Origin of the sequence: Isoptericola sp. BMS4 (assembly GCF_011634835.1) — a bacterium.
GTDB lineage: Bacteria > Actinomycetota > Actinomycetes > Actinomycetales > Cellulomonadaceae > Isoptericola.
In genome coordinates this window covers 1,039,982-1,065,370 of sequence record NZ_SIRP01000001.1, presented here as the reverse complement: position 1 = coordinate 1,065,370, position 25,389 = coordinate 1,039,982, and the positions used below count along the sequence as shown (strand labels likewise).

Annotated in this window: 17 protein-coding genes; 5 read left to right on the top strand and 12 right to left on the bottom strand. The window is 73.6% G+C overall.

Going from position 1 to position 25,389, the window contains the following annotated elements; translation table 11 throughout:
* The first annotated feature begins 12 nt into the window (after positions 1 to 12).
* Positions 13 to 2,079, top strand: coding sequence for a pectinesterase family protein (locus EYB28_RS04685; protein ID WP_166845272.1), 2,067 nt, complete (start codon positions 13 to 15; stop codon positions 2,077 to 2,079).
* Positions 2,080 to 2,251: 172 nt separating this feature from the next.
* Complete coding sequence (locus EYB28_RS04680) at positions 2,252 to 2,755, top strand: ATP-binding protein (RefSeq protein ID WP_166845270.1); 504 nt, start codon at positions 2,252 to 2,254, stop codon at positions 2,753 to 2,755.
* Between the two features lie 15 nt (positions 2,756 to 2,770).
* Here EYB28_RS04680 and EYB28_RS04675 read toward each other — a convergent pair whose 3' ends face one another.
* The 5 genes from EYB28_RS04675 to EYB28_RS04655 all read right to left on the bottom strand — a co-directional run bounded on the left by EYB28_RS04675 (position 2,771) and on the right by EYB28_RS04655 (position 9,137).
* A complete protein-coding gene (locus EYB28_RS04675; protein WP_166845268.1) occupies positions 2,771 to 4,414 on the bottom strand; it encodes a rhamnulokinase family protein in 1,644 nt (547 codons plus the stop codon).
* On the bottom strand, positions 4,411 to 6,465 hold the full coding sequence (locus EYB28_RS04670) for a bifunctional aldolase/short-chain dehydrogenase (protein ID WP_166845266.1): 2,055 nt from the start codon (positions 6,463 to 6,465) through the stop codon (positions 4,411 to 4,413). Before EYB28_RS04670 ends, EYB28_RS04675 begins: the two co-directional genes overlap by 4 nt.
* 45 nt (positions 6,466 to 6,510) lie before the next feature.
* On the bottom strand, positions 6,511 to 7,434 hold the full coding sequence (locus EYB28_RS04665) for an alpha/beta hydrolase (protein WP_240930386.1): 924 nt from the start codon (positions 7,432 to 7,434) through the stop codon (positions 6,511 to 6,513).
* A complete protein-coding gene (rhaI, locus tag EYB28_RS04660; protein ID WP_166845264.1) occupies positions 7,431 to 8,612 on the bottom strand; it encodes an L-rhamnose isomerase in 1,182 nt (393 codons plus the stop codon). Before rhaI ends, EYB28_RS04665 begins: the two co-directional genes overlap by 4 nt.
* A gap of 150 nt (positions 8,613 to 8,762) precedes the next feature.
* Entirely contained in the window at positions 8,763 to 9,137 is a 375-nt protein-coding gene (locus EYB28_RS04655) for an L-rhamnose mutarotase (protein ID WP_166845262.1), read from the bottom strand.
* Positions 9,138 to 9,250: 113 nt separating this feature from the next.
* Here EYB28_RS04655 and EYB28_RS04650 point away from each other — a divergent pair, with 113 nt between their 5' ends.
* The gene (locus EYB28_RS04650; protein ID WP_166845260.1) at positions 9,251 to 10,270 is read left to right on the top strand and encodes a LacI family DNA-binding transcriptional regulator; all 1,020 of its coding nucleotides are present in this window, start codon (positions 9,251 to 9,253) and stop codon (positions 10,268 to 10,270) included.
* An 80-nt stretch (positions 10,271 to 10,350) separates the two neighbouring features.
* Here the strand turns inward: EYB28_RS04650 and EYB28_RS04645 are convergent, their stop codons facing one another.
* Positions 10,351 to 11,724 carry an LPXTG cell wall anchor domain-containing protein gene (locus tag EYB28_RS04645; protein ID WP_166845258.1) on the bottom strand — a complete coding sequence of 458 codons (1,374 nt, stop codon included), beginning with the start codon at positions 11,722 to 11,724 and terminating at the stop codon, positions 10,351 to 10,353.
* Between the two features lie 233 nt (positions 11,725 to 11,957).
* On the opposite strand from EYB28_RS04645, the gene EYB28_RS04640 reads away from it, so the two are divergent.
* Entirely contained in the window at positions 11,958 to 14,033 is a 2,076-nt protein-coding gene (locus EYB28_RS04640) for a beta-galactosidase (protein ID WP_166845256.1), read from the top strand.
* An 11-nt stretch (positions 14,034 to 14,044) separates the two neighbouring features.
* Positions 14,045 to 16,366 carry a hypothetical protein gene (locus EYB28_RS04635; RefSeq protein WP_166845254.1) on the top strand — a complete coding sequence of 774 codons (2,322 nt, stop codon included), beginning with the start codon at positions 14,045 to 14,047 and terminating at the stop codon, positions 16,364 to 16,366.
* 34 nt (positions 16,367 to 16,400) lie between these two features.
* Here the strand turns inward: EYB28_RS04635 and EYB28_RS04630 are convergent, their stop codons facing one another.
* From EYB28_RS04630 to EYB28_RS04605, 6 genes are all read right to left on the bottom strand, one after another.
* Positions 16,401 to 17,552 (bottom strand): ThuA domain-containing protein, encoded by a 1,152-nt coding sequence (locus EYB28_RS04630; RefSeq protein ID WP_166845252.1) that lies wholly within the window; start codon positions 17,550 to 17,552, stop codon positions 16,401 to 16,403.
* 145 nt (positions 17,553 to 17,697) lie between these two features.
* Positions 17,698 to 18,981, bottom strand: a complete 1,284-nt coding sequence (locus EYB28_RS04625; RefSeq protein WP_166845250.1) for an ATP-binding protein — start codon at positions 18,979 to 18,981, stop codon at positions 17,698 to 17,700.
* Positions 18,982 to 19,081: 100 nt separating this feature from the next.
* On the bottom strand, positions 19,082 to 22,138 hold the full coding sequence (locus EYB28_RS04620) for a glycoside hydrolase family 2 TIM barrel-domain containing protein (protein ID WP_166845248.1): 3,057 nt from the start codon (positions 22,136 to 22,138) through the stop codon (positions 19,082 to 19,084).
* Positions 22,135 to 23,064, bottom strand: coding sequence for a carbohydrate ABC transporter permease (locus EYB28_RS04615; RefSeq protein ID WP_166845246.1), 930 nt, complete (start codon positions 23,062 to 23,064; stop codon positions 22,135 to 22,137). Before EYB28_RS04615 ends, EYB28_RS04620 begins: the two co-directional genes overlap by 4 nt.
* Positions 23,061 to 24,023, bottom strand: a complete 963-nt coding sequence (locus tag EYB28_RS04610) for a carbohydrate ABC transporter permease (protein ID WP_166845244.1) — start codon at positions 24,021 to 24,023, stop codon at positions 23,061 to 23,063. The genes EYB28_RS04615 and EYB28_RS04610 overlap by 4 nt, the downstream gene beginning before the upstream one ends.
* Positions 24,020 to 25,360 (bottom strand): ABC transporter substrate-binding protein, encoded by a 1,341-nt coding sequence (locus EYB28_RS04605; RefSeq protein WP_166845242.1) that lies wholly within the window; start codon positions 25,358 to 25,360, stop codon positions 24,020 to 24,022. The genes EYB28_RS04610 and EYB28_RS04605 overlap by 4 nt, the downstream gene beginning before the upstream one ends.
* Between the last annotated feature and the right edge of the window lie 29 nt (positions 25,361 to 25,389).

Genomic DNA, 25,389 nt, shown 5'->3' with positions numbered 1-25,389 from the left:
GAAAGGTCGACGATGACCCCGTCAGAGACACGAGACCCCGCCCGGCGGCGGGCCCACGCCGCGGCGGTGGCCGCGGCCCCGGTCCTGGCGCTGGCGCTGCTGGCGCCGGCGGCCGCGCACGCCGCCCCGGCACCCGCCGAGGCCGACCCCGTCGCCGCGGGCGAGGCGCTGCTCGACCGGATCGGCGCCCCGGACACGACGACGGCGGACGGCCCCGTCTGGTCGCCCACCGCCACCGGGTTCGCCGCCACGTCCACCGACGAGCACCCGCACGGGACCACCGGCGGGCTGGGCGGCGATACTGTCGTCGCCCGGGACGCGGAGGCCCTCGCGGAGTACGCCGCCGCGGACGAGCCGCTGACGATCCTCGTCAAGGGCACCGTCGAGGTGGACCTCGGCACGATGGTCCGCGTCGGCGACGACAAGACCATCGCAGGCGTCGGCGCCAAGGCCGAGCTCGTCGGCGGCGGCCTGTACCTGGACGAGGTCGAGAACGTCATCGTCCGCAACCTGACGTTCCGCGACTCGTACCTGCCGGGTGACTGGGACGGCAAGCACAACGACAACGACGGCATCCGCGTGGACACGTCGTCGCACGTGTGGATCGACCACAACGCCTTCACGCGAATCGGCGACGGCATGACCGACCTGCGCAAGGACTCCACGGCGCTGACGCTGTCGTGGAACTCCTACCGCGACCACAACAAGGCGATCGGCGTGGGCTGGACGGACAACGTCGTGACGACGCTGACGATGCACCACAACCTCATCTCGAACAGCTACCAGCGCAACGGCAGCATCGACAACGTCGCGTACGGGCACCTCTACAACAACTATGTGGAGGGCATCGGCCAGTACGGCACGATGTCGCGCGGCGCGTCGCAACTCCTCGTCGAGAACAGCGTCTACGCGCACGGCGAGGACGCGATCGTCGCCAAGGACCCGGGGTCGCGGGTGCACTCGCGCGGCAACCGGTTCGTGGACATCCGCGGCCTCAAGCAGGGCACCGGCGAGACGTTCGAGGCGAGCGACTTCTACGACTACACGCTCGACGACGTCGACGGTCTCGAGCGGACCGTCAAGGACAACGTCGGCCCCGTCGGCCCGCCGGAGAACATCGGGCGTTCCGTCACCGTCGCCCTCGACGGCAGCGGCGACTTCGCCTCGGTGGGGGCGGCGGTGGGCGCGGCCTGGCGCTCCGACCACCCCGTGGAGATCGTCGTCGAGCCCGGCACGTACCGCGAGGTCGTGCGGATCTGGCCCGGCGCCGACGACCTGACGATCCGCGGCGCCACCGGCGACGCGGAGGACGTCGTGATCACCTACGACATCGCCGCCGGGCAGAAGAAGTTCTACGGCGACGACACGTTCGGCCACACCGGCTCGCCGACCCTGTCGGTGCTCGCCGACGGCGTCACGCTGCGCGACGTCACCGTGGAGAACGCCTACGACGAGGAGACGAACGGCGGCAGCCAGGCGCTCGCCCTGCGCACCGTCGGCGACCGGGTCGTGCTCGACGGCGTGCGCCTGCTCGGCAACCAGGACACCTACCTGGCCGGTCCCGGCGACGACAAGGTCTCCCGCGTCTACGCCACCGGCTCCTACATCGAGGGCGACGTGGACTTCGTCTACGGCGGCGGCACCCTCGTCGTCGAGGACTCGGAGATCCACTCCCTCGACCGCGGGTCGGACTCGAACAACGGGTACGTGGCGGCCCCCGCCACCGTGCCGGGCTCCCACGGCTTCCTCTTCACCGGCACCCGGTTCACGGCCCAGGCCGCCGGCGGGACCGTCTCCCTCGGCCGCCCGTGGCACCCGAGCAGCAACCCGGACGTCGACCCGTCGATCGTGGTGCGGGACTCCTGGCTCGGCGCCCACGTCGCCACGCCGGCGTGGTCGGACATGAGCGGTTGGTCGTGGCGTGAGGACTTCATGCGCGAGTACCGCAACTCCGGCCCGGGCGCGGCCCCCGCCGGCGAGGTTGTCGACGGGCGCCCGCAGCTCACCGACGACGAGGCGTCCGCGCACACGCGCGAGGCGTACCTGGCCGGCGACGACGGCTGGGCGCCCTGGCGCTGACCGGTCCCAGCCGCCCACCGTGGTGTTGTGGGCGTGCCCACAACACCACGGGTCGGGCGGTTCCGCGGACGACGCGCGCGGCGCCCGGACCCGCAGTAAGGTCGTGGAGGTCCACGACGGCCGCGCGGCGGCCTCGATCAGGGGAGGCTGCTCCGGCGATGAAGGTGTGTCCGTGCTCGTGAACCCCGGCGTCGAGTCCCTCCCTCGTCATCTGCGCACGGTCGGCAGCTGGACGCTGCGCACGGTCGACGACCTGCCCCGGATGCGCGCGTCGCTGGAGGCGCGCCTGCGGGCCGACTGCCCCAGCGCGCAGGCGCGGGGGCGCGACGACGACGGCGCGGTCCTGTCCGAGTCGCAGCGCATCGTCCTCGTCACGAGCGAGCTGGTCGCGAACGGGCTCGAGCACGCCGTCCCGCCGATCACGGTCCGGCTGCTCACGGACGGCGCGGCCGCCGTCCTGGACGTCGTCGACGGGTGCCCGGAGGCGCCGCCGGTGGTCCCGGACCACCGCGGCCTCGGCCAGGGCGGGCACGGCCTGCGGCTGGCCGCCGCCGTCGCCGACCGCGTCCGCTGGTACCGCACCGCCGGGGAGAAGCACGTGTGGGCCCGCTTCGACGGGTCCGCCGCCGTCCCGGGCACGCCCCCCGTGCAGGTCGAGCTGGACCTGGCGAAGTAGCCCTGCGCGGGTACGTCAGCGCACCGCGCCCGTGCTCTCGCCCGCGGGGCGGTACGTGGCCAGGTCCGTGCTCCTGACGACGACGGCGCGCAGGGCCGGCAGCCCGGGCGGGCCGCCGTCGGGCCCCGTGCCCAGCGCCCCCACGGCCCGCGCCTGCACCAGCACGTTGCCCAGCGCCGCCGCCTCGACGGGGCCGGCGACGACCGGGAGCCCGGTCGCCTCGGCCGTGAGGCGGCACAGCAGCTCGTTGCGCACCCCGCCGCCCGCGACGTGCACGGCCGTCACCTCGACGCCCGCCAGCTCGGACACGATCGACACCACGCGCGCGTAGGCCGCCGCGAGGGAGTCCAGCACGGCCCGCACCAGGGCCGGCCGGGTCTCCGGCACCTCCTGCCCCGCGGCGCGGGCGGCGTCGCGGAAGCGCGACGGCATGTCGCCGGGGGCGAGGAACGCGTCGGAGTCGACGTCGACGACGCACCGGCCGCCGGGCTCCTCCGCCGCGGCCGCGAGCAGCGCGCCGAGGTCCACCTCGTCGCCGCCGCGGCGCCACTCGCGCACGCACTCGTCGAGCACCCACAGGCCCATGACGTTGCGCAGGTAGCGCACCGTGCCGTCGAGGCCGAGCTCGTTGGTGACGTTCGCGCGGCGGCTCGCCTCCGTCAGCACAGGCTCGTCGAGCTCGAGACCCACCAGGGACCACGTGCCGGACGAGACGTACGCCGCACGTCCCGGTCCTGCGGGGTTCCCCGGGGCGTTTCCCGCACGACCGGGACGGTCGACGCCGAGAGGGATCGCCGCGACCGCGGACGCCGTGTCGTGCGACGCCACCGCGATCACCGGCACCGCCCCGAGCCCGGTCTCCGCCGCCAGCGGCTCGGCGAGCGGCCCGACGACGGTGCCGGGTTCCACCAGCTCCGACAGCAGGTCGCCGAGCCCGGCCAGCCCGTCGAACTCGTCGCCGAGCCGGGCGAGCAGGTCGCGGGACCACTGCCGGGTCCGGGCGTCGAGCAGGCCGGTGGTGGACGCGTTCGTCACCTCGGCGACCTGCCGGCCCGTGAGCCAGCAGGTGACGAGGTCGGGGATCAGCAGCAGCCCGCGCGCCCGGGCCCAGGAGACGTCGCCCGTGCCCGCGACGAGCTGGTGGAGCGTCTCGAACGGCAGGTGCTGCAGGCCGTTGACGGCGTACCGCTCGGCGGCCGGGATCCGGGCGTCCACCCGGTCGGAGGCACCGAGGATCCGCGGGTCGCGGTAGCTGCGCGGAGCGCCGACGAGCGCACCGTCGTCGTCGAGCAGGCCGTAGTCCACGGCCCACGAGTCGACGCCGATCCCGGCCACGCGCGCCCCACGGTCGGCGGCGACCCGGCCGGCCTCGCGCAGCCCGTCGACGATGCCGCGCCACAGCCCGAGCACGTCCCACCGCAGGTCGGCCACCTCGCTTCCCGCGCGGGGGACGGAGACGGGCCCGTTCGGGAACCGCCCCGTCTCGACCAGCTCCACCCGCGAGTTGTCAGACTCTGCGCGGCGAATACCGCGCGCACACCCTGACAACTCGCCGTGGAGGACGCCGAGCATCACCCGGCCGCTGGTGGCTCCGAGGTCGACGGCGACGAACGCGGGCGTCCGCGCGGCGCCGTCGTCCCCCGGTGCCGACCCGCTCATCGCAGGAACGCCTGCGCCACGCCCGCGTCGACGGGCACGTGCAGGCCGGTGGTGTGAGAGAAGTCCGCGGTGCACAGCGAGAATGCGACGTTGGCGATGTTCTCCGGCAGCACCTCCCGCTTGAGCAGCGTGCGCTGGGCGTAGAACTTCCCGAGCTCGGACTCCTCGATGCCGTAGGTCTTGGCCCGGTTCGCGCCCCAGCCGGAGGCGAAGATGCCGGACCCGCGCACCACGCCGTCGGGGTTGATGCCGTTGACCTTGATGCCGTGCTCGCCGAGCTCGGCGGCCAGCAGGCGCACCTGGTGGGCCTGGTCGGCCTTGGTGGCCGAGTAGGCGATGTTGTTCGGGCCGGCGAACACCGAGTTCTTCGAGGAGATGTAGATGACGTCGCCGCCGAGCTTCTGGTCGACGAGGATCCGCGCGGCGTTCTTGGACACGAGGAACGAGCCCTTGGCCATGACGTCGTGCTGCAGGTCCCAGTCGGCCTCGGTGGTCTCGAACAGCGACTTGGACAGCGACAGGCCGGCGTTGTTCACGACGATGTCGATGCCTCCGAACGCGAGCACGGCCTCGTTCAGCGCGGCCTGTACCGCGGCCTCGTCGGCGACGTTCGCGGCGAGCCCGACGGCGACGTCGGTGCTGCCGATCTCGCTCGCCACCGCCTGCGCCTTCTCCAGGTCGAGGTCCGCCACGACGACGCAGGCGCCCTCGGCGGCGAGCCGCTCGGCGATGGCCTTGCCGATGCCGGAGGCCGCGCCGGTGACGAACGCGATGCGGGTGGCGAGCGGCTTCGGCTTGGGCTTGCGCTGCAGCTTGGCCTCCTCCAGCGCCCAGTACTCGATGCGGAACTTCTCGGACTCGTCGATGGGCGCGTAGGTCGACAGCGCCTCGGCGCCGCGCATCACGTTGATGGCGTTGACGTAGAACTCTCCGGCCACGCGCGCGGTCTGCTTGTCGCCGCCGTAGGAGAACATGCCGACGCCGGGCACGAGGACGATCAGCGGGTCGGCGCCACGGATCGCCGGCGGCTCCTCGCCCCTGGCGCGGGCCTCGGCGGCACCACGCTCGTAGTAGGCGGTGTAGTCGGCGCGGTAGACCTTGTGCAGCTCGGGAAGTCGCTCGACGATCTCCTCGACGCTGGCCGTGGCGGGCAGGTCGATGACCAGCGGCTTGACCTTGGTGCGCAGGAAGTGGTCGGGGCACGAGGTACCGAGGGCGGCGAGCGCCGGGTGCCGTTCGGCCGCGAGGAAGTCGAGCACGACGTCGGAGTCGGTGAAGTGCCCGACCTGCGGCTTGTCGTGCGAGGCGACGGCGCGCAGGTGCGGGGCCAGGGCGGCGGCCTTGGCGCGACGCTCGGCCTCGGGCAGGGCTCCGTAGCCGTCGAGGGCCGGGCCGAAGGGCTCGGCCTTGCCGTTGGCGGCGATGTACCCGGCGGCGGTGTCGATGATCCACAGGGAGTTGGCCTCGGCCTGCTCGGCGGTGTCGCCCCAGGCGGTGATGCCGTGGCCGCCCAGGACGGTGCCGACGGCGTCCGGGTTCGCCTTCTTGATCTCGGCGATGTCGAGCCCGAGCTGGAAGCCGGGGCGGCGCCACGGCACCCACACGACCTTGCCGCCGAAGACCTTCTGCGTGAGCTCCGGGCCGTCGACGGCGGTCGCGATCGCGATGCCGGAGTCCGGGTGCAGGTGGTCCACGTGCGCGGCGTCGACCAGCCCGTGCATGGCGGTGTCGATGCTGGGGGCGGCACCGCCCTTGCCGTGCAGGCAGTAGTCGAACGCCGCGACCATCTCGTCCTCGCGGTCGACGCCCGGGTAGACGTCCACCAGGGCGCGCATGCGGTCGAGGCGCAGCACGGCCAGGCCGTTCTCGGTCAGGGTGCCGAGGTCACCGCCGGAGCCCTTGACCCACAGCAGCTCGACGTCCTGACCGGTCACGGGGTCGGTCTCGACGCCCTTGGCGGACGTGTTGCCGCCGGCGTAGTTGGTGTTCTTCGGGTCGGCGCCCAGGCGGTGGGAACGCTCCACGAGGGAGGCGACGGTCGGGTTCGTCATCGGTGCTCCGGTGATCGGTACGAGTCGGTGGGTGTCGGGTGCGGCTCAGCGCGGCGGCTCGTGCGCCGTGCCGACGAGCGCGTCGGTGGTGAGCCAGGCGGCGACGCGGGCGATGCTGCGCGCCGCGCCGGGCTCGTCCGGACGGTTGAGGTGGCCGTGGGTGGTGCCGTCCTCGCGGACGACCATGACGTCGACGCCGGCCGCCGCCAGCTCGGCGGCGTACGCCTCACCGCCGGCGCGCAGCGCGTCGTGGTCGGAGTTGACGATGAGCGTGGGCGGCAGGCCCCGGAGGTCCTGCCCGCCGGGGAAGGCGTACGGGGAGCCGGCCGGGCCGTCGTGGCCGAGGTAGTTGGCGTTCATCGCGCGCACGGCGGCGGGCGGGAAGTCCTTCTCCGCGGGCAGCGCGGCGACCTTGGTCGCCAGCTCGGCGCTGTACGGCGGGAGCTCGGCGTGCGTGACCGGGTAGGCGAGGACGACGCTGCGCGGCGTGGGCGGGGCGTCGTGCCCGGGCACGGCGCCGTCGCGCAGCCGCAGCGCGGCACCGGCGGCGAGGTCGCCCCCGGCGCTGGCGCCGCCGAGCGACCACCGGCCGGCCGGGAGGTCCGGGGCCGGGCCGTCGGGCCCCGCCGCCCACGTGAAGGCGAAGGCGACCTCCTCGGAGGGGACGGGGAACCGGACGCCGTCGCCGGTCGGCCGCGCGCCGTCGGCGCGGTAGTCCAGCGGCGGCGCCAGCCGGTAGTCCACGCTCGCGACGACCGTGCCGGCGGCGGCCAGGCTCCGCGCCACCCAGTCGGCCTCCGCCATGTCGAGGTCGCCGTGCATGAACGCGCCGCCGTGGGCCCACACGAGGCCCGCCACGGGCGCCGCCGCCGGCGTGTACACGCGGACCCGCAGGTCCCCGTGCGGGCCGGCCCGCACCCGGTCGGTGACGGCGACCTCGGCCGCCTGCGCCGTGGTGCTCACGCTCACGCGCCCCAGCCGGCCTGCTGGCCGCCGACGCGGTCCGCCGCGATCTTCTCCAGGTACCCGGAGGCGGCGAAGGCCCGCATCGGGTCGCCGTCGAGGCCCTGCTCGGTGCGCAGGTCGGCGAGCAGCCCGCGCACGTCGGTGTTGTACGCGTCCATGAGCACGCCGTGCGCCCCGAGCACGTCGCCCGAGCGCTGCGCGGCGTCGAGCGCCTCGGTGTCGACGAGCAGCGCCTTGGCCGTGGCTTCCTGCACGTTCATCACCGAACGGATCTGACCGGGGATCTTCTCCTCGACGTTGTGGCACTGGTCGAGCATGAAGTTGACGCCCGAGGTGGGACGCAGCGCGTCGGCCTGGACGATCTCGTGCATGATCCGGAACAGCTGGAACGGGTCGGCGGCGCCGGCCATGAGGTCGTCGTCGGCGTAGAACCGCGAGTTGAAGTCGAACGCGCCCAGGCGGCCCTGGCGCAGCAGCTGGGCGACGATGAACTCGATGTTGGTCCCGGGCGCGTGGTGCCCCGTGTCCAGCACGACGTTTGCCTTCTCGCCGAGGGCCAGGCAGTGCAGCAGCGAGGTGCCCCAGTCCGGCACGTCCGTGTGGTAGAATGCCGGCTCGAAGAACTTGTACTCGAGCACCATGCGGTGGTCGTCGTCGAGGGCGGCGTAGATCTCCGCGAGCGACTCGGCGAGGCGGTCCTGGCGGGCGCGGATCGAGTCCTGGCCCGGGTAGTTGGTGCCGTCGGGCAGCCAGACCTTCAGCTCCGTCGAGCCGGTGGCGCGCATGACGTCGATGCACTGCAGGTGGTGCGCCACCGCCTTGCGGCGCACGGCGGGGTCGGCGTGGGTGAGCGAGCCCAGCTTGTAGTCGTCGTCCTGGAACAGGTTGGAGTTGATCATCCCGATGGTCACGCCGTGCTCCTTGGCGTGCCGGGCCAGGTCGGCGAAGTCGTCGACCAGGTCCCAGGGGATGTGCAGGGACACGCGCGGCGCGATCCCCGTCCAGCGGTGCACCTGCGCCGCGTCGGCGATCTTCTCGTAGGGGTCGCGCGGGGTGCCGGGGGTGCCGAACACCTTGAACCGGGTCCCCGAGTTGCCGAACGCCCACGAGGGCAGCTCGATGGTCTGCTCGCTCAGGGCCTTGCGCAGTCGCGCGTCCAGCGCGGGCGTCGTCGCCGTCATCTCTCCTCCTCGGTCGCGCCACGTCGCGCGATGTGCGGCCGGGGCCGCGTGGTCAGATCTTGAATCGATTCATATGCTACCAGGCGGCGACCCGTCGTCAACCGCCCCCTGGGCCGCCGGCCGGATCCGGCCGCCCGCGGACGCGGCGCCTCACCCCTCGCGTCGGGCAGCCTCGAGCTGCGCCTCCAGGTGGAAGACCTCCTCGAGCCGCACGAACCCCTCGTCCGGGCGCCCGCCGGACGGCTCGAAGAAGTCGCCCATCGCGGCCTGCCACCGCTCGTTCACCTCGCGCGCCGCCATGTCCCGCTGCGCGCGCTCGTAGTCGTCGGTGCGCAGCACGCCGACCAGCAGGCCGTCCTCGCCGAGGAACAGCCGGTAGTCGTGCCATCCGGTCTCGGCCAGCGCCTCGAGCATCTCGGGCCAGACGGCGGCGTGGGCCGCGCGGTACTCGTCGATCCGGTCCCGGCGCACCCGCGACACGAAGCAGACGTGCGTCGTGGCCGCCTCATCGATGAAACGGTTCATACACTGAACCTAGCAGGTCGTCGTGACCACGATCAGGAGGGGACCGGACGCGACGGCCCAGTAACCTGGTGCACGGCGCGACGGCGCGCCCCGACCCGAGGAGCCCGCACAGCATGACCACCACCGTCCCGAGACGCCGCGCGTCCATCAGCGACGTCGCCCGCCTGGCCGGGGTGTCGGTCGGCACGGTGTCGAACGTGCTGAACCGGCCCGACCGCGTCTCCCCCACCACCCGCGAGCGCGTCCAGGCCGCCATCGGCGAGCTCGACTTCGTGCCCAACGGGTCCGCCCGCCAGCTGCGCGCCGGCACCATCACGACGGCGGGTGCCATCGTGCTCGACGTCGCCAACCCGTTCTTCACCGACGTCGCGCGGGGCATCGAGGACCGCCTCGAGGAGGCGGACCACACCCTCATGCTCGCCAGCTCCGACGAGGAGCCGGAGCGCGAGGCGCGCTACCTTCGCCTGTTCGAGGAGCACGGCGTCCAGGGGCTGATGGTCGTGCCCGCGACGTCCGACGTCGAGCACCTGGAGGCGATCCGGGCGCGCGGCCTGCGGGTCGTGCTGCTCGACCGCCCGTCGCCGTCCGACACGCTCTCGTCGGTCGCCGTCGACGACCGCGCCGGCGCCGGCGCCGCGGCGCAGCACCTCGTCGGGCTCGGGCACGAGCGCATCGCGTTCCTCAACGGCCCGCACACGATCCGCCAGTGCGCCGACCGCGCCGAGGGCATGGCCGCCGCGCTCGCGAGCGCCGGCCTGGACCCGGAGCACGCGCTCGTCGAGGTGACGATCGACAGCCTCAACGCCGAGGGCGGGCAGCGGGGCACCGAGCGGGTGCTCGACCTCGCGGACCGCCCGACGGCGGTCATGTGCGTCAACGACCTCACCGCGCTGGGGGCGCTGCGCACCCTGCGCGCCGCCGGCATCCCCGTCCCCTCCGGGATGGCCGTCGTCGGGTACGACGACGTCACGTTCGCCGGGGAGCTCGCCACCCCGCTGACCTCGGTGCGCCAGCCCACCCACCTGCTCGGCTACCGGGCCGCGGACCTGCTGCTCGACGAGGACGAGACCGTCGTGCACGTGACGTTCCAGCCGGAGCTCGTCGTCCGCGAGTCGACGACCGGCACCAGCTGAGCCCACCACGACGACGACGGCCGCCTCCCCGTCCAGGGAGGCGGCCGTCGCCGTCCGCCGGTCGCGTCAGATCGGGCGTGTCAGACCCGGCGCCGCACCACCAGCACGGTGCCGCCCACCGCGAGCAGCACGAACGCCACCAGCGCGTAGATCAGCACGTCGCTGCCCGTCTGCGGCAGCTCGTCGTCCCCGGCCGCGGCCGGCGCGGGGGCCTCGTCGGACGGCGTGTCGCCCGGCTCGGCCGGGGTCACGGTCTGGTCGACCGGCTCGGTGGGCGCCGGCGTCCCCGGGGTCTCTGTGTCCTGCGGCGGGTTGGCGCAGGCCGAGGTCGGCGGCGGGTACGCGAAGTTCTCCACGGCGAGGTCAGGGTTGACGACCAGCGTCGCGGTCACACCCTCGCGGGTCCACGCGAAGTTCTCGTCGGTCTCGACCCAGGTACCGTCGTCGAGCCGCTCCCAGCCCGGCCACGCGATCGGCGTGACGCCGTCCTCGGCGACCTCGGCGCCCGGCCACAGCGTCCGGCCGGCCAGGGTGCCGTCCTCGCCGAGCTCACCGAGGGTGATGGTCTCGGTCCGCGTGCCGTCGGTGAGGACGAGCTCGGCCGTCCGGTCGTCGAGCTCGGCGTCCGCGGGCGTGACGCGGACGTCGTAGGTGATCCACGGCGCGTCCGCGATGCAGTCGGTGGAGACGATCGAGCCCTCGAGGGTCGGCTCCGTCGGCTCCTCCGGCTCCTCGGGGGTGCCGGGCTCCTCCGGCTTCTCGCCGCAGACGACCGGCTCCTCACCGGTCTCGCCCCAGTGCAGGTCGGTGCCGGCCACCTGGACCCAGGTGTAGGCGTAGTGCTCCCAGCCCGGCCAGTCGGCGTGCGTGGTCGCGTCGAACGACACCACGCCCGACCAGTCGTCGGCGTCGTTGTGGAAGTTGAGCGTGACTTCCTCGTCGCTCTCGAGGTTCTCCACGGTGACGTTGACGTGGTTCCACCCCTGGCCCTGCGAGCCCTCGGGGTACGTGACCGTCACACCGCCCTCGCACACCGGCGCGGGGTACGTCGGCTCCTCGGCCTCCTCGACGGGAACCTCGCGGACCGAGTAGTGGCTGATCGCCTGGGTCTCACCGTTGCCGTTGGTCGCCGGGGAGGCGATGACCACGGTCTCCTGACCAGGCTCGACGTCGTGGAACTCGACCTCGGTGGACGCCTTGACGCAGTACTCGACGATGACGAAGCCCTCGGTGGCCTGGACCTCGACCGAGGTCCGCTCGCCGCCGATGTCGGTCTTCGTCCATCCACCGCCGTCCGGGCACGTCTCCTGCCCGGGCTTGGTCTGCTCCTCGCCGCCGTGGTGGCCGCCGTGGCCGCCGGTCGCGGAGGCGCTCGGGGCGGCGGCGGCCCCGAACAGCGCGAGCGCCGCGCCGACGAGGAGTGCGATCGGTGATCGCAGGCGTGTGACGGTCATCAGGGAGAAATCTCGCTCTCGGGTCGACGGGCGGCGACGCCCTCGCACGGGCACGGTCGCCTCGGGCCGGCAGCCGAAGCCGACGCCCCCCCGGTCGGCGGCACATGCTGTCCAGCCGATGACGCTATCGGAGCAGATGTCAGGATTCGCCGGACGTGATCCTTTCGTGACCGTATTTCACCCTGCGACTCCGGGACACACGCTGTTGAACCGATTCATGCGAGACTGTGGCCATGCGACGACGCCCGACACCGGAGTCCTTCGACCCCCGCCAGGTCCGCCCGTGGAACGACCGCCTCGACGGCCTCGGCTTCGGGGGCGACTACAACCCCGAGCAGTGGCCCGACGACGTCCGCCTCGAGGACGTCGGGCTCATGCGTGAGGCGGGCGTCAACCTGCTCAGCGTGGCGATCTTCGCCTGGGCCACCATCGAGCCGCGCGAGGGCGAGCTGGACTGGGGCTGGCTGGACGACACGATGGACCGTCTGCACGCCGCCGGGGTCCAGGTCGCGCTCGCCACCGCCACCGCGTCCCCGCCGCCGTGGCTGACCCGCAAGCACCCGGAGATCCTGCCGCGGCTCGCCGACGGCACCGTGCTGCACCAGGGCAGCCGGCAGTCGTACGCCGTCACGCACCCCGTGCACCGCGACTACGCGCTGCGCATGGCGGCGCGCGTCGCCGAGCGCTACCGAGACCACCCCGCGCTGGCCCTGTGGCACGTCGACAACGAGATCGGCTGCCACGTGCCCAGGGACTACTCCGAGGCCGCCGCCGACGCGTTCCGCGAGTGGCTCCGCGCGCGGTACGGCACCGTGGACGGGCTCAACGCCGCCTGGGGCACCGCGTTCTGGGCGCAGCGCTACGGGTCGTTCGACGACGTGCTGCCGCCGCTGACCACCCCGGCCCAGGCCAACCCCACCCAGCAGCTCGACTACGACCGGTTCACGTCCGACGCGCTGCTCGACTACTACCGCGACCTGCGGGACACGCTGCGCGAGATCACCCCGCACGTGCCCGTCACGACGAACCTCATGGCCCACAGCACCACCAAGGGGATGGACTACTTCTCCTGGGCGCCCGAGCTCGACGTCGTCGCCAACGACCACTACACGATCGCCGCGGACGGCGAGCGGCAGGTCGAGCTCGCGTTCTCGGCGGACCTCGCCCGCGGCCTCGCGGGGGGCGCCCCGTGGATCCTCATGGAGCACTCGACGTCCGCGGTGAACTGGCAGCCGCGCAATCGTGCCAAGCTCCCCGGGGAGCTGCTGCGCAACTCGCTGGCGCACGTCGCCCGCGGCGCGGACTCGGTGATGTTCTTCCAGTGGCGCCAGTCCCGCGCGGGCGCCGAGAAGTACCACTCGGCGATGGTGCCCCACGCCGGCACCGACTCGGACGTGTGGCGCGACGTCGTGCACCTGGGCCGCGCCCTGCGTGCGCTGGGCGAGGTGCGCGGGTCGCGGGTGCGCTCGCGCGCCGCGCTCGTCGTGGACTGGCCGTCGTGGTGGGGCGCCGAGCTCGACTCGCACCCCACCGGCGACCTGCGCTACATGGACCAGGTGCAGGCCTGGTACGCGGCGCTGTGGCGCCACGGCGTCACGGTCGACCTCGTCCCGTCGCACGCCGACCTCACGGGCTACGACCTCGTCGTGCTGCCCACGACCTACCTCGTGACGGACGCCGACGCCGCGAACGTCGCGGCGGCCGCCGAGCGCGGCGCGACCGTCGTCGTCACGTACTTCTCCGGAATCGTCGACGAGCACGACCACGTCCGCCTCGGCGGGTATCCCGGCGCCTTCCGGGAGCTGCTCGGGGTGCGCACCGAGGAGTTCTGGCCGCTGCAGGAGGGCGAGACCGCGCGCGTGGTGGGCAAGGCCGTGGGCGGCGACGCGACGGTCGACCTGTGGACGGAGAAGACCCACGTGGCGGACGGCACCGAGGTGGTCGCCGCGTACGACGGCGGCCCGCTGGCGGGATGGCCGGCCGTCACGCGGGCGGACGCGGGCGCCGGCCAGGCGTGGTACGTCGCCACGCGCCTCGACCGCCCCGGCCTGGACGCGCTCGTCGGGCGGCTGGTCGCCGAGGCCGGCGTCGGCCCGGACCTCGCCGCCCCCGCCGGCGTCGAGGTGGTGCGCCGCTGGGCCGAGGACGGCGCGGCGTCGTGGCTGTTCGTCATCAACCACACCGAGCGTGAGGCTGTGCTCGGCGACGACGGCTCCCCCGTCGCCGGGACCGAGCTGCTCACCGGCGAACCCGTCGGCGGCAGGCTCACGGTCCCGTCCGGGGCGGTCCGCGTCGTCCGCGCCGCATGACCGACCGGCCCGTGCCCCGCGGACCCGTAGGGCCGTACGCGTTCGTCTTCTGGAACGACGACCTGGACGACGCCGCGGTCCTCGCGCAGCTGCGGGAGATCGCAGGCGCGGGGTTCGTGGGCGTGACCCTGAGCGCCCGCGTTGGGCTGAGCAGGCGGGTCGGGTACCTGACGCCGGAGTTCCTGCGCCTGGTGCGGGTCGCCGTCGACGAGTGCGCGCGCCTCGGCCTGGCGGTGATGCTGTACGACGAGGCGTCGTACCCGTCGGGGTCGGCGAACGGCGCCGTGGTGGCACGCGACCCGGCGTTCGCCGCGCGCTGCCTCGTCCCGGTGGCGCACGACGTCGTCGTCGACGGCGCGGACGACGCGTACTGGCGCCCCGCGCTGGGCCGCGACCTGGACGCGCGGCTGCTCGCCGTCGTCGCGCGGCCGCCGGGGGGCCCGCGCGACGGCGACGGCGTGCTCCTGCCCGTGCGCGCGCCGGGCCTGGTGCGGCTCGACCTGCCGGCGGGCGCGTGGCGCGTCACCGCGGTGTTCGACGCGGCGAGCGGCGGCACGATCCGCGGGGCGCACCCGGAGCAGGACGACGGGCACGCCCTCGCCCCGCCCGCGGCGGACCTGCTGGACCCGGGCGCGGTGGCGGCGTTCCTGGAGCTGACTCACGACGCGTACGCGGCGGCCCTGGGCGACCACCTGGGCACGACGGTCGTCGCGATGTTCACCGACGAGCCGTTCCTGCTGGGCCGCGGGCACCGGCCGCACGCGCGCCCGTACACGCCCGGCCTGGAGGCCGAGGTCGCGGCGAGCCTCGACGTCGCGACCGGCGAGGTGCTGCGCCGTCTGCCCGAGCTGTGGGACGCGGGCGACGGCGCACGCCCCGGCGGCACCGACCCGGCGTCCACCGGGTTCGCGCGCGCCTGGGACGACGCCGTCCGCGCACGGCTGCACCGCGTCTACTACGACGCGCAGGCGGCGTGGTGCGCCCGGCACGGCATCGCCCTGACGGGGCACCCGGCCGAGCCGGACGACCTCGCGACCGCCGCCCGGATGCACTGGCCCGGCCAGGACACGGTGTGGCGCTGGGTGCTCCCGCCGGCCTCCGGCGGGGACGGCACGGCGCTCGACGGCTCGGAGAGCGCCGCCCCGAAGGTGGCGGCGAGCGCCGCCCGGGCCCGCGGCGGGACGCCCGCGGTCACGGAGGCGCTCGGCGCGTACGGGTGGCGGCTCACCCTGGACGAGGCCCGCTGGCTGCTCGACTGGTACCTGAGCCGCGGCGTGACGACGCCGGTGCTGCACGCGTTCTTCTCTTCCGTGCGCGGCGGGCGGGCGTTCGAGAGCGAGCCGGACCTGGGCCGGTGGAACTCGTGGTGGCCGCACCTGCCGGCGCTCGTCGGATACGTGCGGCGGGTCGCCGAGCTGCTCGCGGCAGCGCTGCCGGTGTGGCCGGTCGGGGTGCTGAGCCGCCCGGACGCCGCGACGTCGGGGCCGGTGGTGCGGGCGCTGCTGGAGGCGCAGGTCGACTTCGGGTACACGACGGACGGCGTCGGGCACGCCGAGCTCGTGGACCCGGCCGACGGCGTGCCCGACGTCGTGTCGCTCAAGGAGCGGCTGCGGGCCGCCGGGGCCCCGGTGGTCGAGGCCGCTCCCCCGGCGCCGGACCTGCGGGTCGTGGTGCTGGCGGACGGCGCCGGCTACGTGTGCTTCCACGAGGGCGAGCGGACGGTCCGCACCGCCCTGCGGCTGTCGGGGCTGCCCGCCGACGCCTGCTGGTGGGACCCGTTCACCGACACGTGCCGCCCGGTCGAGCGCGACGCCGACGGCCGGGTGCCGCTGGTCCTGGAGCGGCGGCGCACGCTCGCGCTCGTGGCGGCCGGGGGCCGGAAGGTCGCCGCCGCGCCCCCGGCGCCGGGTCGGCGGGTCGAGGTGACCGGGTGGCGCGGCGCCGTCGAGCGGGTCGTGGGCGACCTCGACGACGTCCGGGACGACCCGGCCACCGTCGTGCCGGACGCGCTCGGCCTCGGCGACTGGACCGCCGTCCCCGCGCTGCGCCGCTTCGCGGGGTCCGTGCGCTACGTCGCGACGGCCGACCTGCCCGACGGCGCCGGTGCCGCGCGCCTGAACCTCGGCGCCGTCGGGGACGCGGCGACGGTGACGGTGAACGGGACCGTGGTGGGGCACGCCCTCGCCGCCCCGCACGTCGTGGACGTCCCGGCCGGCGCGCTGCGGGCCGGCCCGAACGTCGTCGAGGTGCTGGTGAGCAACAACGCCGCCGTCTACTACGAGGGCGACCGGTGCCCGTCGGGCCTGATCGGCCCGGTCACGCTGACGCTCTGACGCACCGAGCGCCGCGCCGGCCGCCCTCGTGGGCTCAGAGGCCGGCGGCGCGGAGCCCCTGCTGCCACTCGGTCAGGTCGGCGACCTTGCCGGCCAGCACGTCGGCGGCGTCGTCGTCGGCGACGAGCGCCCCGGCGAGGTGCTCCGCCACCCGCAGGCGACGCAGCGCGCCGGCCCGGTCGCCGTCGTCGGCGGCCTGCTCGGCGGCGTCCAGCCGGTCGGTCAGCAGCGACACGGCCACCCGGTCCCGAACGGTGTCCGTCGGCAGCCCGGCGACGAGACCGTCGACCTCGCCGAACGTCACGCAGTCGCCGCCGCCGCTGACGCGGCCGGACGTCCACTCGATGCCCCGCAGCACCATCGTGAGGAACGTGTCGTCGGTCCAGGCCTCGTCGACGTGGCCCGCGCCCTGGTGCCAGGAGCGGCCGCCCTCGAAGTTCTGGCACCACGCGATCGGGTGGTCCTCGCCCATGCTGCCGCCGGAGTACGTCGACTCGTCGAGGGTCTGCAGCACGTGCACGTCGCCGCGAGGGTTGAGCGTGTAGTTGTACCACTCGTCCCAGCGCTCCCACTCCAGCGGGACGCCCTGCATGGACGGGTGGGCGGGGCTCTCCACGCGCATGGTGGCAGTCTGCTGCTGCGGGTGTCCGGCGAACCGGGCTCCGCCGCCGATGAGCCGCGTGAACCAGCCCGACGTGTGCATGGTGTCGGTGGCGGCGTGGATGCCGACGACGCCGCCGCCCGCGTGCACGTAGCCCTGCAGGGCGGCGAGCTCGTCGTCGTCGAGCAGCCGGGGCACCTCGGGGTCGAGGCTGTTGGTGTTGTCCACCGGCGAGACGAAGACGATCGAGTCGTACCGCGCGAGGTCCTCGGCGCTGGTGAACGGCGTGGAATCCATGGTGAGGTCGGGCTGTCCGGGCGAGCCGTCGCCCCACCAGCCGGCGGAGTCGTTGGGCGGGTCCCACACGTCGACCGTGAACCCGTGGTCCTCCCCCAGGTCGATGAGCGCGTGGGTGGTGTCGTCGATGTGGGAGTGGCGGAAGCCGAGGGTCTTGCCGACGACGAGGATCTCGTCGTCCTGGGCGGCGGAGGCGGGGGCCGCGGCGACCAGCCCCACCCCGACGGCGGAGGTGGCGGCGACCGCGAGGGCCCGGCGTGCGAACGATGCCTGCGTACGGGTGCTCATGACGCTCCTTTGCGCATGCTGCCATTGACGTGGTCCGTTCAACTTAACGTCGCCGATGTCGATTGTCAGCAGAAGTGGCGCATTGACCGTCAGAAGTCGGGGACATCCGCCACGAAATCGCGATCGCGACAGCCGGCCCGAGGGTTCAGGGGCCCAGCAGCGCCGCCGGGACGACGGCGATCCCGTCGGGGCGGCGGTACGCGATCTGGCCCGTCGTGACCACGGCGGCGTCGACGAGGTCGCTCCCGAGCTGTTCCCTGAGCCAGTGCAGGTGTCGCACGTCCCGATCGTCGACGGTCGTCGCGAGCTTGACCTCCAGGGCGACGACCTTCCGGCCGCGCTCCACGATGACGTCGACCTCGTGGCGGCCGTCCTGGACACGGAGGTGCCCGACACGGGCCCCGATCCGCTGCGCGTAGGTCTGGACGGATTGCACGACCAGGTGCTCGAAGAGCGGCCCGAGCATGGAGCCGCCGCGACCGTCGATCCGCACGTCGTCCCGCGCTGTGATGACGTCGGTGCGGTCCAGAGCGAGGAGGCGGGTGGCGAGCGCAGGGTCGGCGAGCATGTGCTTGGGAGCCTGAGCGAGCCGCTTGAGCGGGTTGTACACAGGGATCCAGGCGTCGACCGGATCGAGGACGAAGGTGCGGAGGAGCACGTCTCGGTACGCGGTCGTCGCGTCACGGCTCGGCTTCTCGGGCAGACCGGCGGTCGCAGCATCGAGGATGCGGGAGTAGGACGCGGTCGTGGCCGTGGCCGCGGCATAGCCGCGAAGCCACGTCGCGAGCGAGGCCGGCCGCCGGACCGAGGTCCCCTGTTCGACGAACTCGCGCTCGATGGTGTGCGTGACGTATCCGTCCAGCCGGGTGTCGCGCAACCGTGCGGGCAGCCCGCGGATGCCGGGGAACCCGGAGGCGAAGATCTCGTCGACGTACTCTTCCAGGCCGACGGACGTCTTCCCGTCGAGCGGGGGCGACCCGCCGGCCATGAGCCGCTCGAGACTCACGGCCGGCTCCTCGAGACCACGCTCGTTCAGCGAGAGCGGGCGCATCCGGATCGCGTCGATCCGCCCGGCGCCGGAATGGACGCGGGCGCCGGGCGGCGCGGTCGACCCCGCCAAGAGATACGAACCGGGCGGAGCCCCGGCATCGACCGCCCGCCGGACCTGGTCCCAGGAACGCGGATACAGCTGCCACTCGTCGAGAAGCGTCGTCCCGTCCGGTACGAGGTCGAACGGCCTGGCCGCGAACGCGGCACGCTCCTGGTCGACGTCGAACCTCACGACGCGATCCGCACGGCGGCGGGCCGTCTCCGTTTTTCCCACCCCCTTGGCGCCCTGGAGAGCGACGGCAGGCAGTCCCACGGCGAGCTCGTCGAGCTCGTCATCGACGATGCGGCGGTGATACACCCTGGCGTCACTGCTGACCATAGACGCAAACCTACCATCCACACATGTGAAATCAGGCAATTCACACGCTTCGTACCCGGCAGTTCACACCTGTCTTGGCCGACGCCTGCCGACCCTGGAATCACACGCCGAGCGCCCGCCAGCGCAGCTCGAGGGTGCGGGCCTGCGGACGCAGCGCCGCCGTCGGCCACACGTCGGGGCCGCACGCGCGCGAGCCCAGGCCGTGCTGGGCGGCGTCCACCACCAGGTGGTGCGCCTCTGGCACGGGCAGCTCGTGCGGGTGCGCCGCGCGGGCGAGCTCGTGCGGCGAGTGGCGCGCGAGCGTGAACCCGGGCAGGCGGCCACGGGCGTCCCGGGCCGCCGTCAGGCGGACCCACGGCCGGCCGCCACGCTCGAGGTCCAGCTCGCGCACCTCGGAGCGGTGCCCCGACTCCTGCGGCCGCGCGTACGGCACGGTCAGGTCGTCGAGGCCGGCGCGATGACGGCCCACGACCACCGACCGGCGCACGTCCGGGTAGGAGTCGTGCGGCCCGAGCCCGAACCACCGGGCGCCGTCGACGTCGGTGGGCAGGGCCAGGTGCACGCCGAGCCGCGGCCACACGTCGTCCCACGCGTCGTCCGGCGTCATGACGACCCGCAGCACCGACTCGACGGCGCCGTCGGCGGCGCGCTCGGCGGTCCAGGTCTCCTCGACGTCGATCGACCTGCGGCTCTGCGCCGCGGAGACCCGCCGGAGCACCCGCAGGCTCTCCGCCGTCTCCTCGACGGCGACGGTGCGGTGGGTGAGCCGATCCAGGCCCTGGCGGCGCCAGCGCTCCGCGACCGGCGGCGCCGGCGTGCCGCGCCACGGCAGGGTGGTCGGGTCCTCGGCGTCGTAGCTGCCCATCGCCTTGCCCCGGTCGTTGTCCGTGGGCGCCCGCCACAGCTCGACGCGCGGCGCGGACACCTCCGCGCCCGCGAGCGTCACGAGGTCCGGACCGCGGAAGTCGACCGGCGCGTCCGCGAGCGCCGCGGCCGGGCGGCGCGGTGCCCGCGGGGTCGCGGGGGCGGGCAGGGCCCACTGGTCGCGGGCGACGACGTGCCCGGCACGGGCCCAGGCCGCGTCCTCGCGGAGCACGAGCTCGACCGTGCAGAACGCCTCGACGCCCGGTGCCGGCGGCGGCACCTCCTCGAAGAGGCGTGCCGTGGCGCGCTCCCCCGCCGCGACGGCCACCGCGACCTCCCCCGAGGCGACGACCTCGCCGTCGTGCTCGACGCGCCAGCGCAGCGCCAGGTCGGCGGTGTCGGCCGTGTGCCGCCGGCTGCGGGCCTCGACGACGCCGGACGCGGGATCGCCCGCCGGCCGCACGACGACCGGCCGCTCGACGTGCCAGAACTCCGTCAGCCCCGGGCTGGGAGTGCCGTCGGACAGGACCATGCCGTCCATGACGAAGTTGCCGTCGTGCACCACCTCGCCGAAGTCCCCGCCGTAGGCGAAGAACTCGGTGCCGTCGTCGGTGGTGGTGCGGATGCCGTGGTCCCGCCACTCCCACACGAACCCGCCGTGCAGGCGGGGGTGGGTGTCCACGAGGTCCCGGTACTGGTCGAGCGCGCCCGGGCCGTTGCCCATGGCGTGCGCGTACTCGCACAGCAGGAACGGCTTGGACCGCTGCCGGGCGGAGTCCGCCACGGAGCAGCCGAGCACCGGGGACAGGTCGTCGTCGCTGCCGATCGACGCGGTCTCGGGCACCGTGGAGTACATCCGCGAGTAGACGTCGGTGTACTCGCCGGCGTAGTCGCCCTCGTAGTGCACGGGCCGGGACGGGTCGCGGCCGTGCACCCACTCGGCCATCGCGGCGAGGTTGCGGCCGGTGCCGGACTCGTTGCCCAGCGACCAGAGCACGACGCTCGGGTGGTTCTTGTCGCGCTCCACCGTGCGGCGCACGCGGTCGAGGCACGCGTCGCGCCACCGCGGGTCGTCGCTCGGGTTGCCCACCCAGCCGCCGGCCTCGAAGCCGTGCGTCTCCAGGTCGGTCTCGAGGACCACCCACAGGCCCAGCTCGTCGGCGAGGTCGAGCAGGCGCGGGTGCGGCGGGTAGTGGCTGGTGCGGATCGCGTTGACGTTGTGCCGCTTCATCTGCGCCAGGTCGGCCCGCGCGTGCTCCTCGTCGAAGACGCGGCCGCGGTCCGGGTGGGTCTCGTGCCGGTTCATCCCGGAGAAGGTCACCTGCCGGCCGTTGACGAGCAGCCGGTCGCCGACGATCTCCACCCGCCGGAACCCGACGCGCAGCGACACGGCCTCGCCCGACGACGTCACGGTCGCGTCGTACAGGCGCGGCACCTCCGCGGACCACGGCTCGACGGCGCCCACCGCGACCGGGGCGACGTCGCCGGGCGCAGCCCACGCGACGTCGACGCCGAGCTCCGGCACGCGCAGCCGCACGGGGAACGCCGCGTGGTCGGCCCGCAGCTCGGGCACGAGGACGCCCTCGGACGTCGCGGGGTCGAGGTCGGCGTCCAGCCACACGTCGTCGAGCGCCCCGGCGGGGCGGTGCAGCAGCGTGACGTCGCGGAAGATGCCGGGCAGCCACCACTGGTCCTGGTCCTCCAGGTAGCTGGCCGCCGACCACTGCACCACCCGCACCGCCACGGTGTTCGTCCCCGGGCGGACGGCGTCGGTGACGTCGAGCTCGTGGGCCAGCCGGGAGCCGGAGGCCGAGCCGACCTCCTCGCCGTTGACCCACACCCGGAAGAACGACTCCACGCCGTCGAACCGCAGCAGCACGCGACCGCCCGCGGCCCAGTCCGCCGGGATCTCGACCTCGCGGCGGTAGTCGCCCGTCGGGTTCTCGTCCGGCACGTGCGGCGGGTCCACCGGGAACGGGAACTGCACGTTGGTGTAGATCGGGCGGCCGTGCCGCCCGTCCCCCACGAGCACCCAGTGCGCCGGGACCGGGATCTCACCCCAGCCGGCGCCGCCGTCGTCGTATCCGGGCAGGGCGAAGTCGGCCTCCGCCTCGCCGTCCGGCAGGACGCCGTGGCCGCCCGGGCTGCCCGGCACCGCGGGCAGCAGACGGAACCGCCAGGTGCCGTCGAGGGACAGTCGAGGGGCGTCGCTCGCGAGCGCCGCGCGTGGGGGGTCGACCCGGCCCGACCAGGGGGCGGTGGACTCGTGCGGGAGCGGGGGCAGCAGCGTCATGCCTTGACAGCACCTTCCGTCAGGCCGCCGCGCCAGAACCGCTGCAGCACGATCATGGCGACGGCGAGGGGGATGACCGAGAGCAGCACGCCCCCGGTGGTGAGCTCGTAGAACTCGGGCAGCCGGTCGGTCTGGCTGTTCCAGTTGTTGAGCCCGAGGGTGATCGGGTAAAGATCCTGGTCGCTCAGCATCACCAGCGGCAGGAAGTAGTTGTTCCAGATGCCGACGATCTGGAAGAGCAGCACGGTCACGAGGGCCGGGGTCATGATCCGCAGGCCGATGGTGTGGAAGATCCGCAGCTCGCCCGCGCCGTCGATGCGCGCCGCCTCGATCAACGACTGGTCCACGGTGGAGTCCGCGTAGATACGGCACAGGAAGAACCCGAACGGCGAGACCAGGGACGGCACGAGCACGCTGGCGTAGGTGTTCGCCAGCCCCAGCTGGCTGAACAGCAGGAACAGCGGCAGCGCGGTGGCGGTACCCGGCACCAGCACACCGCCGAGCACGAGTCCGAAGATGAGGTTGCGGCCCCGGAACGCGTACTTCGCGAGCGCGTACCCGCCCGCGGCCGCCAGGTAGGTCGCGAGCACCGCACCCACGCCCGCGTACAGGACGGAGTTGCCCAGCCAACGCACGAAGATGCCGCCGTCGTAGGTGAGCACCGCCCCGATGTTGTCGAAGAGCGCGAAGGTGTCACCGAACCAGAACCCGTTCGTGCCGAACAGGTCGTCGGTGGTCTTCGTCGCCGCGACGACTACCCAGTAGACGGGCACCAGGAAGTAGATCGCGACGACGACGAGGACGCCGGTGACGAGGATCGTCGTCGCGGGGCGACCTCGCCCGGCGTCGTGGGCGGGGTCCGGCTCGGCGGCCCGCGGCGCGTCCGGGCGAGCGGTGGCGGTCCTGGCGGACACGGCGGCGGTCATCGCGAGCTCCTGTTCGTCAGCTTGAGGAAAGCGAACGACAGCACGAACGCGACGAGGGCGATGAGCACGGACTGCGCCGCCGCGAGGTTGTAGTCGTTGTAGGCGAAGGCGGTCGTGTACGCGGAAAGGTTGGGCGTGTACTGCGAGTCGATCGCCGGGGACACCGTCTGCAGCAGCTGCGGCTCGGCGAACAGCTGCAGGGTGCCGATGATCGAGAAGACGGTGGTGAGGACCAGCGCCGGGCGGATCAGCGGGAGCTGGATGCTCACCGCCGTGCGCCAGGGGCCCGCGCCGTCGACGCGTGCGGCCTCGTACAGCTCGGACGGGATCGCCTTGAGCTGGGCGACGATGATGAGCATGTTGTAGCCCGTGTACGTCCAGGTGACGATGTTGGCGATCGACCACAGCACCGTGCCGGCCCCGAGGAAGTCCGGCGTGTAGCCGAACAGCGCCTCGGAGACGTCGATGATCGGGCTCAGCCCGGGGACGTACAGGAAGGACCACAGGATCGTGGCGATGACACCGGGGATGCCGTAGGGCATGAAGTAGGTGGCGCGGAAGACGCCCGGCCACCGGGCCGACGCGGACTCCAGCAGCAGCGCCAGCAGCGTCGCGGCGACGATCATCACCGGGACCTGCACGATGCCGAACAGCAGCATGCGCCAGATCGAGTCGACGAAGTTTCCGTCGGCGAGGACGAGCCGGTAGTTCTCGAACCAGGCGAACCTGCTGGTGACCCCCTCCTCGCCGAAGAGGCCGGCGCGGGTGACGGTCGTGAAGCTCTGCCCGATCGCCACGACGATCGGCAGGACGAACGTGAGGAGGAACAGGATCAGGAACGGGGAGACCAGGATCCACGGGGCGCGGTTCACGACGGCGCGCCGGGTCGGCACCCGCCCGCTCGTGGCCCGTCCGGTGCCCTCGGTCGAGGTCGGTGTCGTCTGCGGCGTCTGCGTCATCGGCCCTCCGCCTTCCGGATGGTCAGGCCCTTCTGCCGGAACACGTCGATCGTCTGCTGCTCGGCGGCGACGACGGCGTCGACGAGCGTGCCGCCCGTCGCCTTGCGCCGGAAGCCGTCGCCGAGGATGTTGAACGTCTGCTGCGTGATGGGCCACCACTGCCAGTCGGGGTTCTGGTCCTTGCTGGCAGGCTGGAACACCTCGGTGTTGTACCGCTGCCCGCCGAAGTACTCGCTCGGCCCCTCGCGCGAGGCGCCGATGTAGTCGCGGGCGGGCGACCAGCCGATTCCCGAGTGCTCGATCATCGCGTCGATCCCCTCGCGGCTCGTCGTCATCCAGACGGCGAACTCCATCGCCTCCCGGGGGTGCGCGCTGTTCGCCAGCACTGCCGCCGTCGAGCCGCCGATGAACGACGAGCCGTACCCGTGGTCCCACCGGGGTGCGGGAGCGACCCGCCACTTGCCCTCGGAACCGCTGACGCTCTGCAGCAGTGCGTCGCCCCAGCTGGCGCCCACGAGGGACGCGATCTTGTCGTGCGCGGCGGCGGCGTACCAGCCGGGGGTGAACGGGTTGGTGGAGGTCGTCACGAGGTCGTCGTCGATCGCGGCGTCGAAGAACCGGGCGACGTCCAGCGTTGCCTCGCCCGCCATGTCGATGACCCAGCCGTCCTCCGTCGCGCGGAGCCAGGTGGCGCCCGCCTGCATCGCGTGCCCGGCGAAGACCGACGTGTCGTCCAGCGGGAACGCGTCGATGTAGGCGCCCACGTCGCGGATCGCGGGCGCGACCTCGGCCCACTGCGTCCACGTGGTGGGGACGGGGACGCCCGCCTGCTCGTACAGGTCCGGCCGGTGGTACAGGCCGGTGGGCCCCGAGTCCTGCGGGACGCCGTAGACGCCGCCCGCGTAGCTCACCTGGCTCCACAGGGTCGGGTCGAACCGGGCCTCGTGCTCGTCGATGCCGTACCGGCGCAGGTCGACGAGCCCGTTCACCAGCATGAACTCCGGGATCGTGCGCATCTCGACCTGCGCGAGGTCGGGCCCGCCACCCGCGGCCAGGGCCGAGTACAGCTTCTGGTACCCGCCGTCGTTGCCACCCTGGATCCACGAGACCTCGACCTGCACGTCCGGGTGCTTCGCGTTCCAGATGTCGGCGACCTTCTGGAGGTCCTTGAGCCATGCCCAGTACGTGAGCGTGACCTTCTCCCCCGACGCGGCTGCCGGCACCACCGGCTGCGCGTTCACCGAGGTCGTGCCCGGGGTCGTGCAGCCGGCGAGCACCGCCGCCGCTCCCCCCGTGAGCCCCATCCCGAGCAGCTCGCGTCTCGTGACCTGTCTCATCCGTCCCCACTCCGTCGTGACGTCCGGCC

Bases quoted from the DNA above. Each gene is read 5' to 3' on its own strand.
- EYB28_RS04685 (WP_166845272.1), top strand. From the start codon at position 13: ATGACCCCGTCAGAGACACGAGACCCCGCCCGGCGGCGGGCCCACGCC.
- EYB28_RS04675 (WP_166845268.1), bottom strand. From the start codon at position 4,414: ATGAGCGGGTCGGCACCGGGGGACGACGGCGCCGCGCGGACGCCCGCG.
- EYB28_RS04670 (WP_166845266.1), bottom strand. From the start codon at position 6,465: ATGACGAACCCGACCGTCGCCTCCCTCGTGGAGCGTTCCCACCGCCTG.
- rhaI (WP_166845264.1), bottom strand. From the start codon at position 8,612: ATGACGGCGACGACGCCCGCGCTGGACGCGCGACTGCGCAAGGCCCTG.
- EYB28_RS04655 (WP_166845262.1), bottom strand. From the start codon at position 9,137: ATGAACCGTTTCATCGATGAGGCGGCCACGACGCACGTCTGCTTCGTG.
- EYB28_RS04650 (WP_166845260.1), top strand. From the start codon at position 9,251: ATGACCACCACCGTCCCGAGACGCCGCGCGTCCATCAGCGACGTCGCC.
- EYB28_RS04645 (WP_166845258.1), bottom strand. From the start codon at position 11,724: ATGACCGTCACACGCCTGCGATCACCGATCGCACTCCTCGTCGGCGCG.
- EYB28_RS04640 (WP_166845256.1), top strand. From the start codon at position 11,958: ATGCGACGACGCCCGACACCGGAGTCCTTCGACCCCCGCCAGGTCCGC.
- EYB28_RS04630 (WP_166845252.1), bottom strand. From the start codon at position 17,552: ATGAGCACCCGTACGCAGGCATCGTTCGCACGCCGGGCCCTCGCGGTC.
- EYB28_RS04625 (WP_166845250.1), bottom strand. From the start codon at position 18,981: ATGGTCAGCAGTGACGCCAGGGTGTATCACCGCCGCATCGTCGATGAC.
- EYB28_RS04620 (WP_166845248.1), bottom strand. From the start codon at position 22,138: ATGACGCTGCTGCCCCCGCTCCCGCACGAGTCCACCGCCCCCTGGTCG.
- EYB28_RS04615 (WP_166845246.1), bottom strand. From the start codon at position 23,064: ATGACCGCCGCCGTGTCCGCCAGGACCGCCACCGCTCGCCCGGACGCG.
- EYB28_RS04610 (WP_166845244.1), bottom strand. From the start codon at position 24,023: ATGACGCAGACGCCGCAGACGACACCGACCTCGACCGAGGGCACCGGA.
- EYB28_RS04605 (WP_166845242.1), bottom strand. From the start codon at position 25,360: ATGAGACAGGTCACGAGACGCGAGCTGCTCGGGATGGGGCTCACGGGG.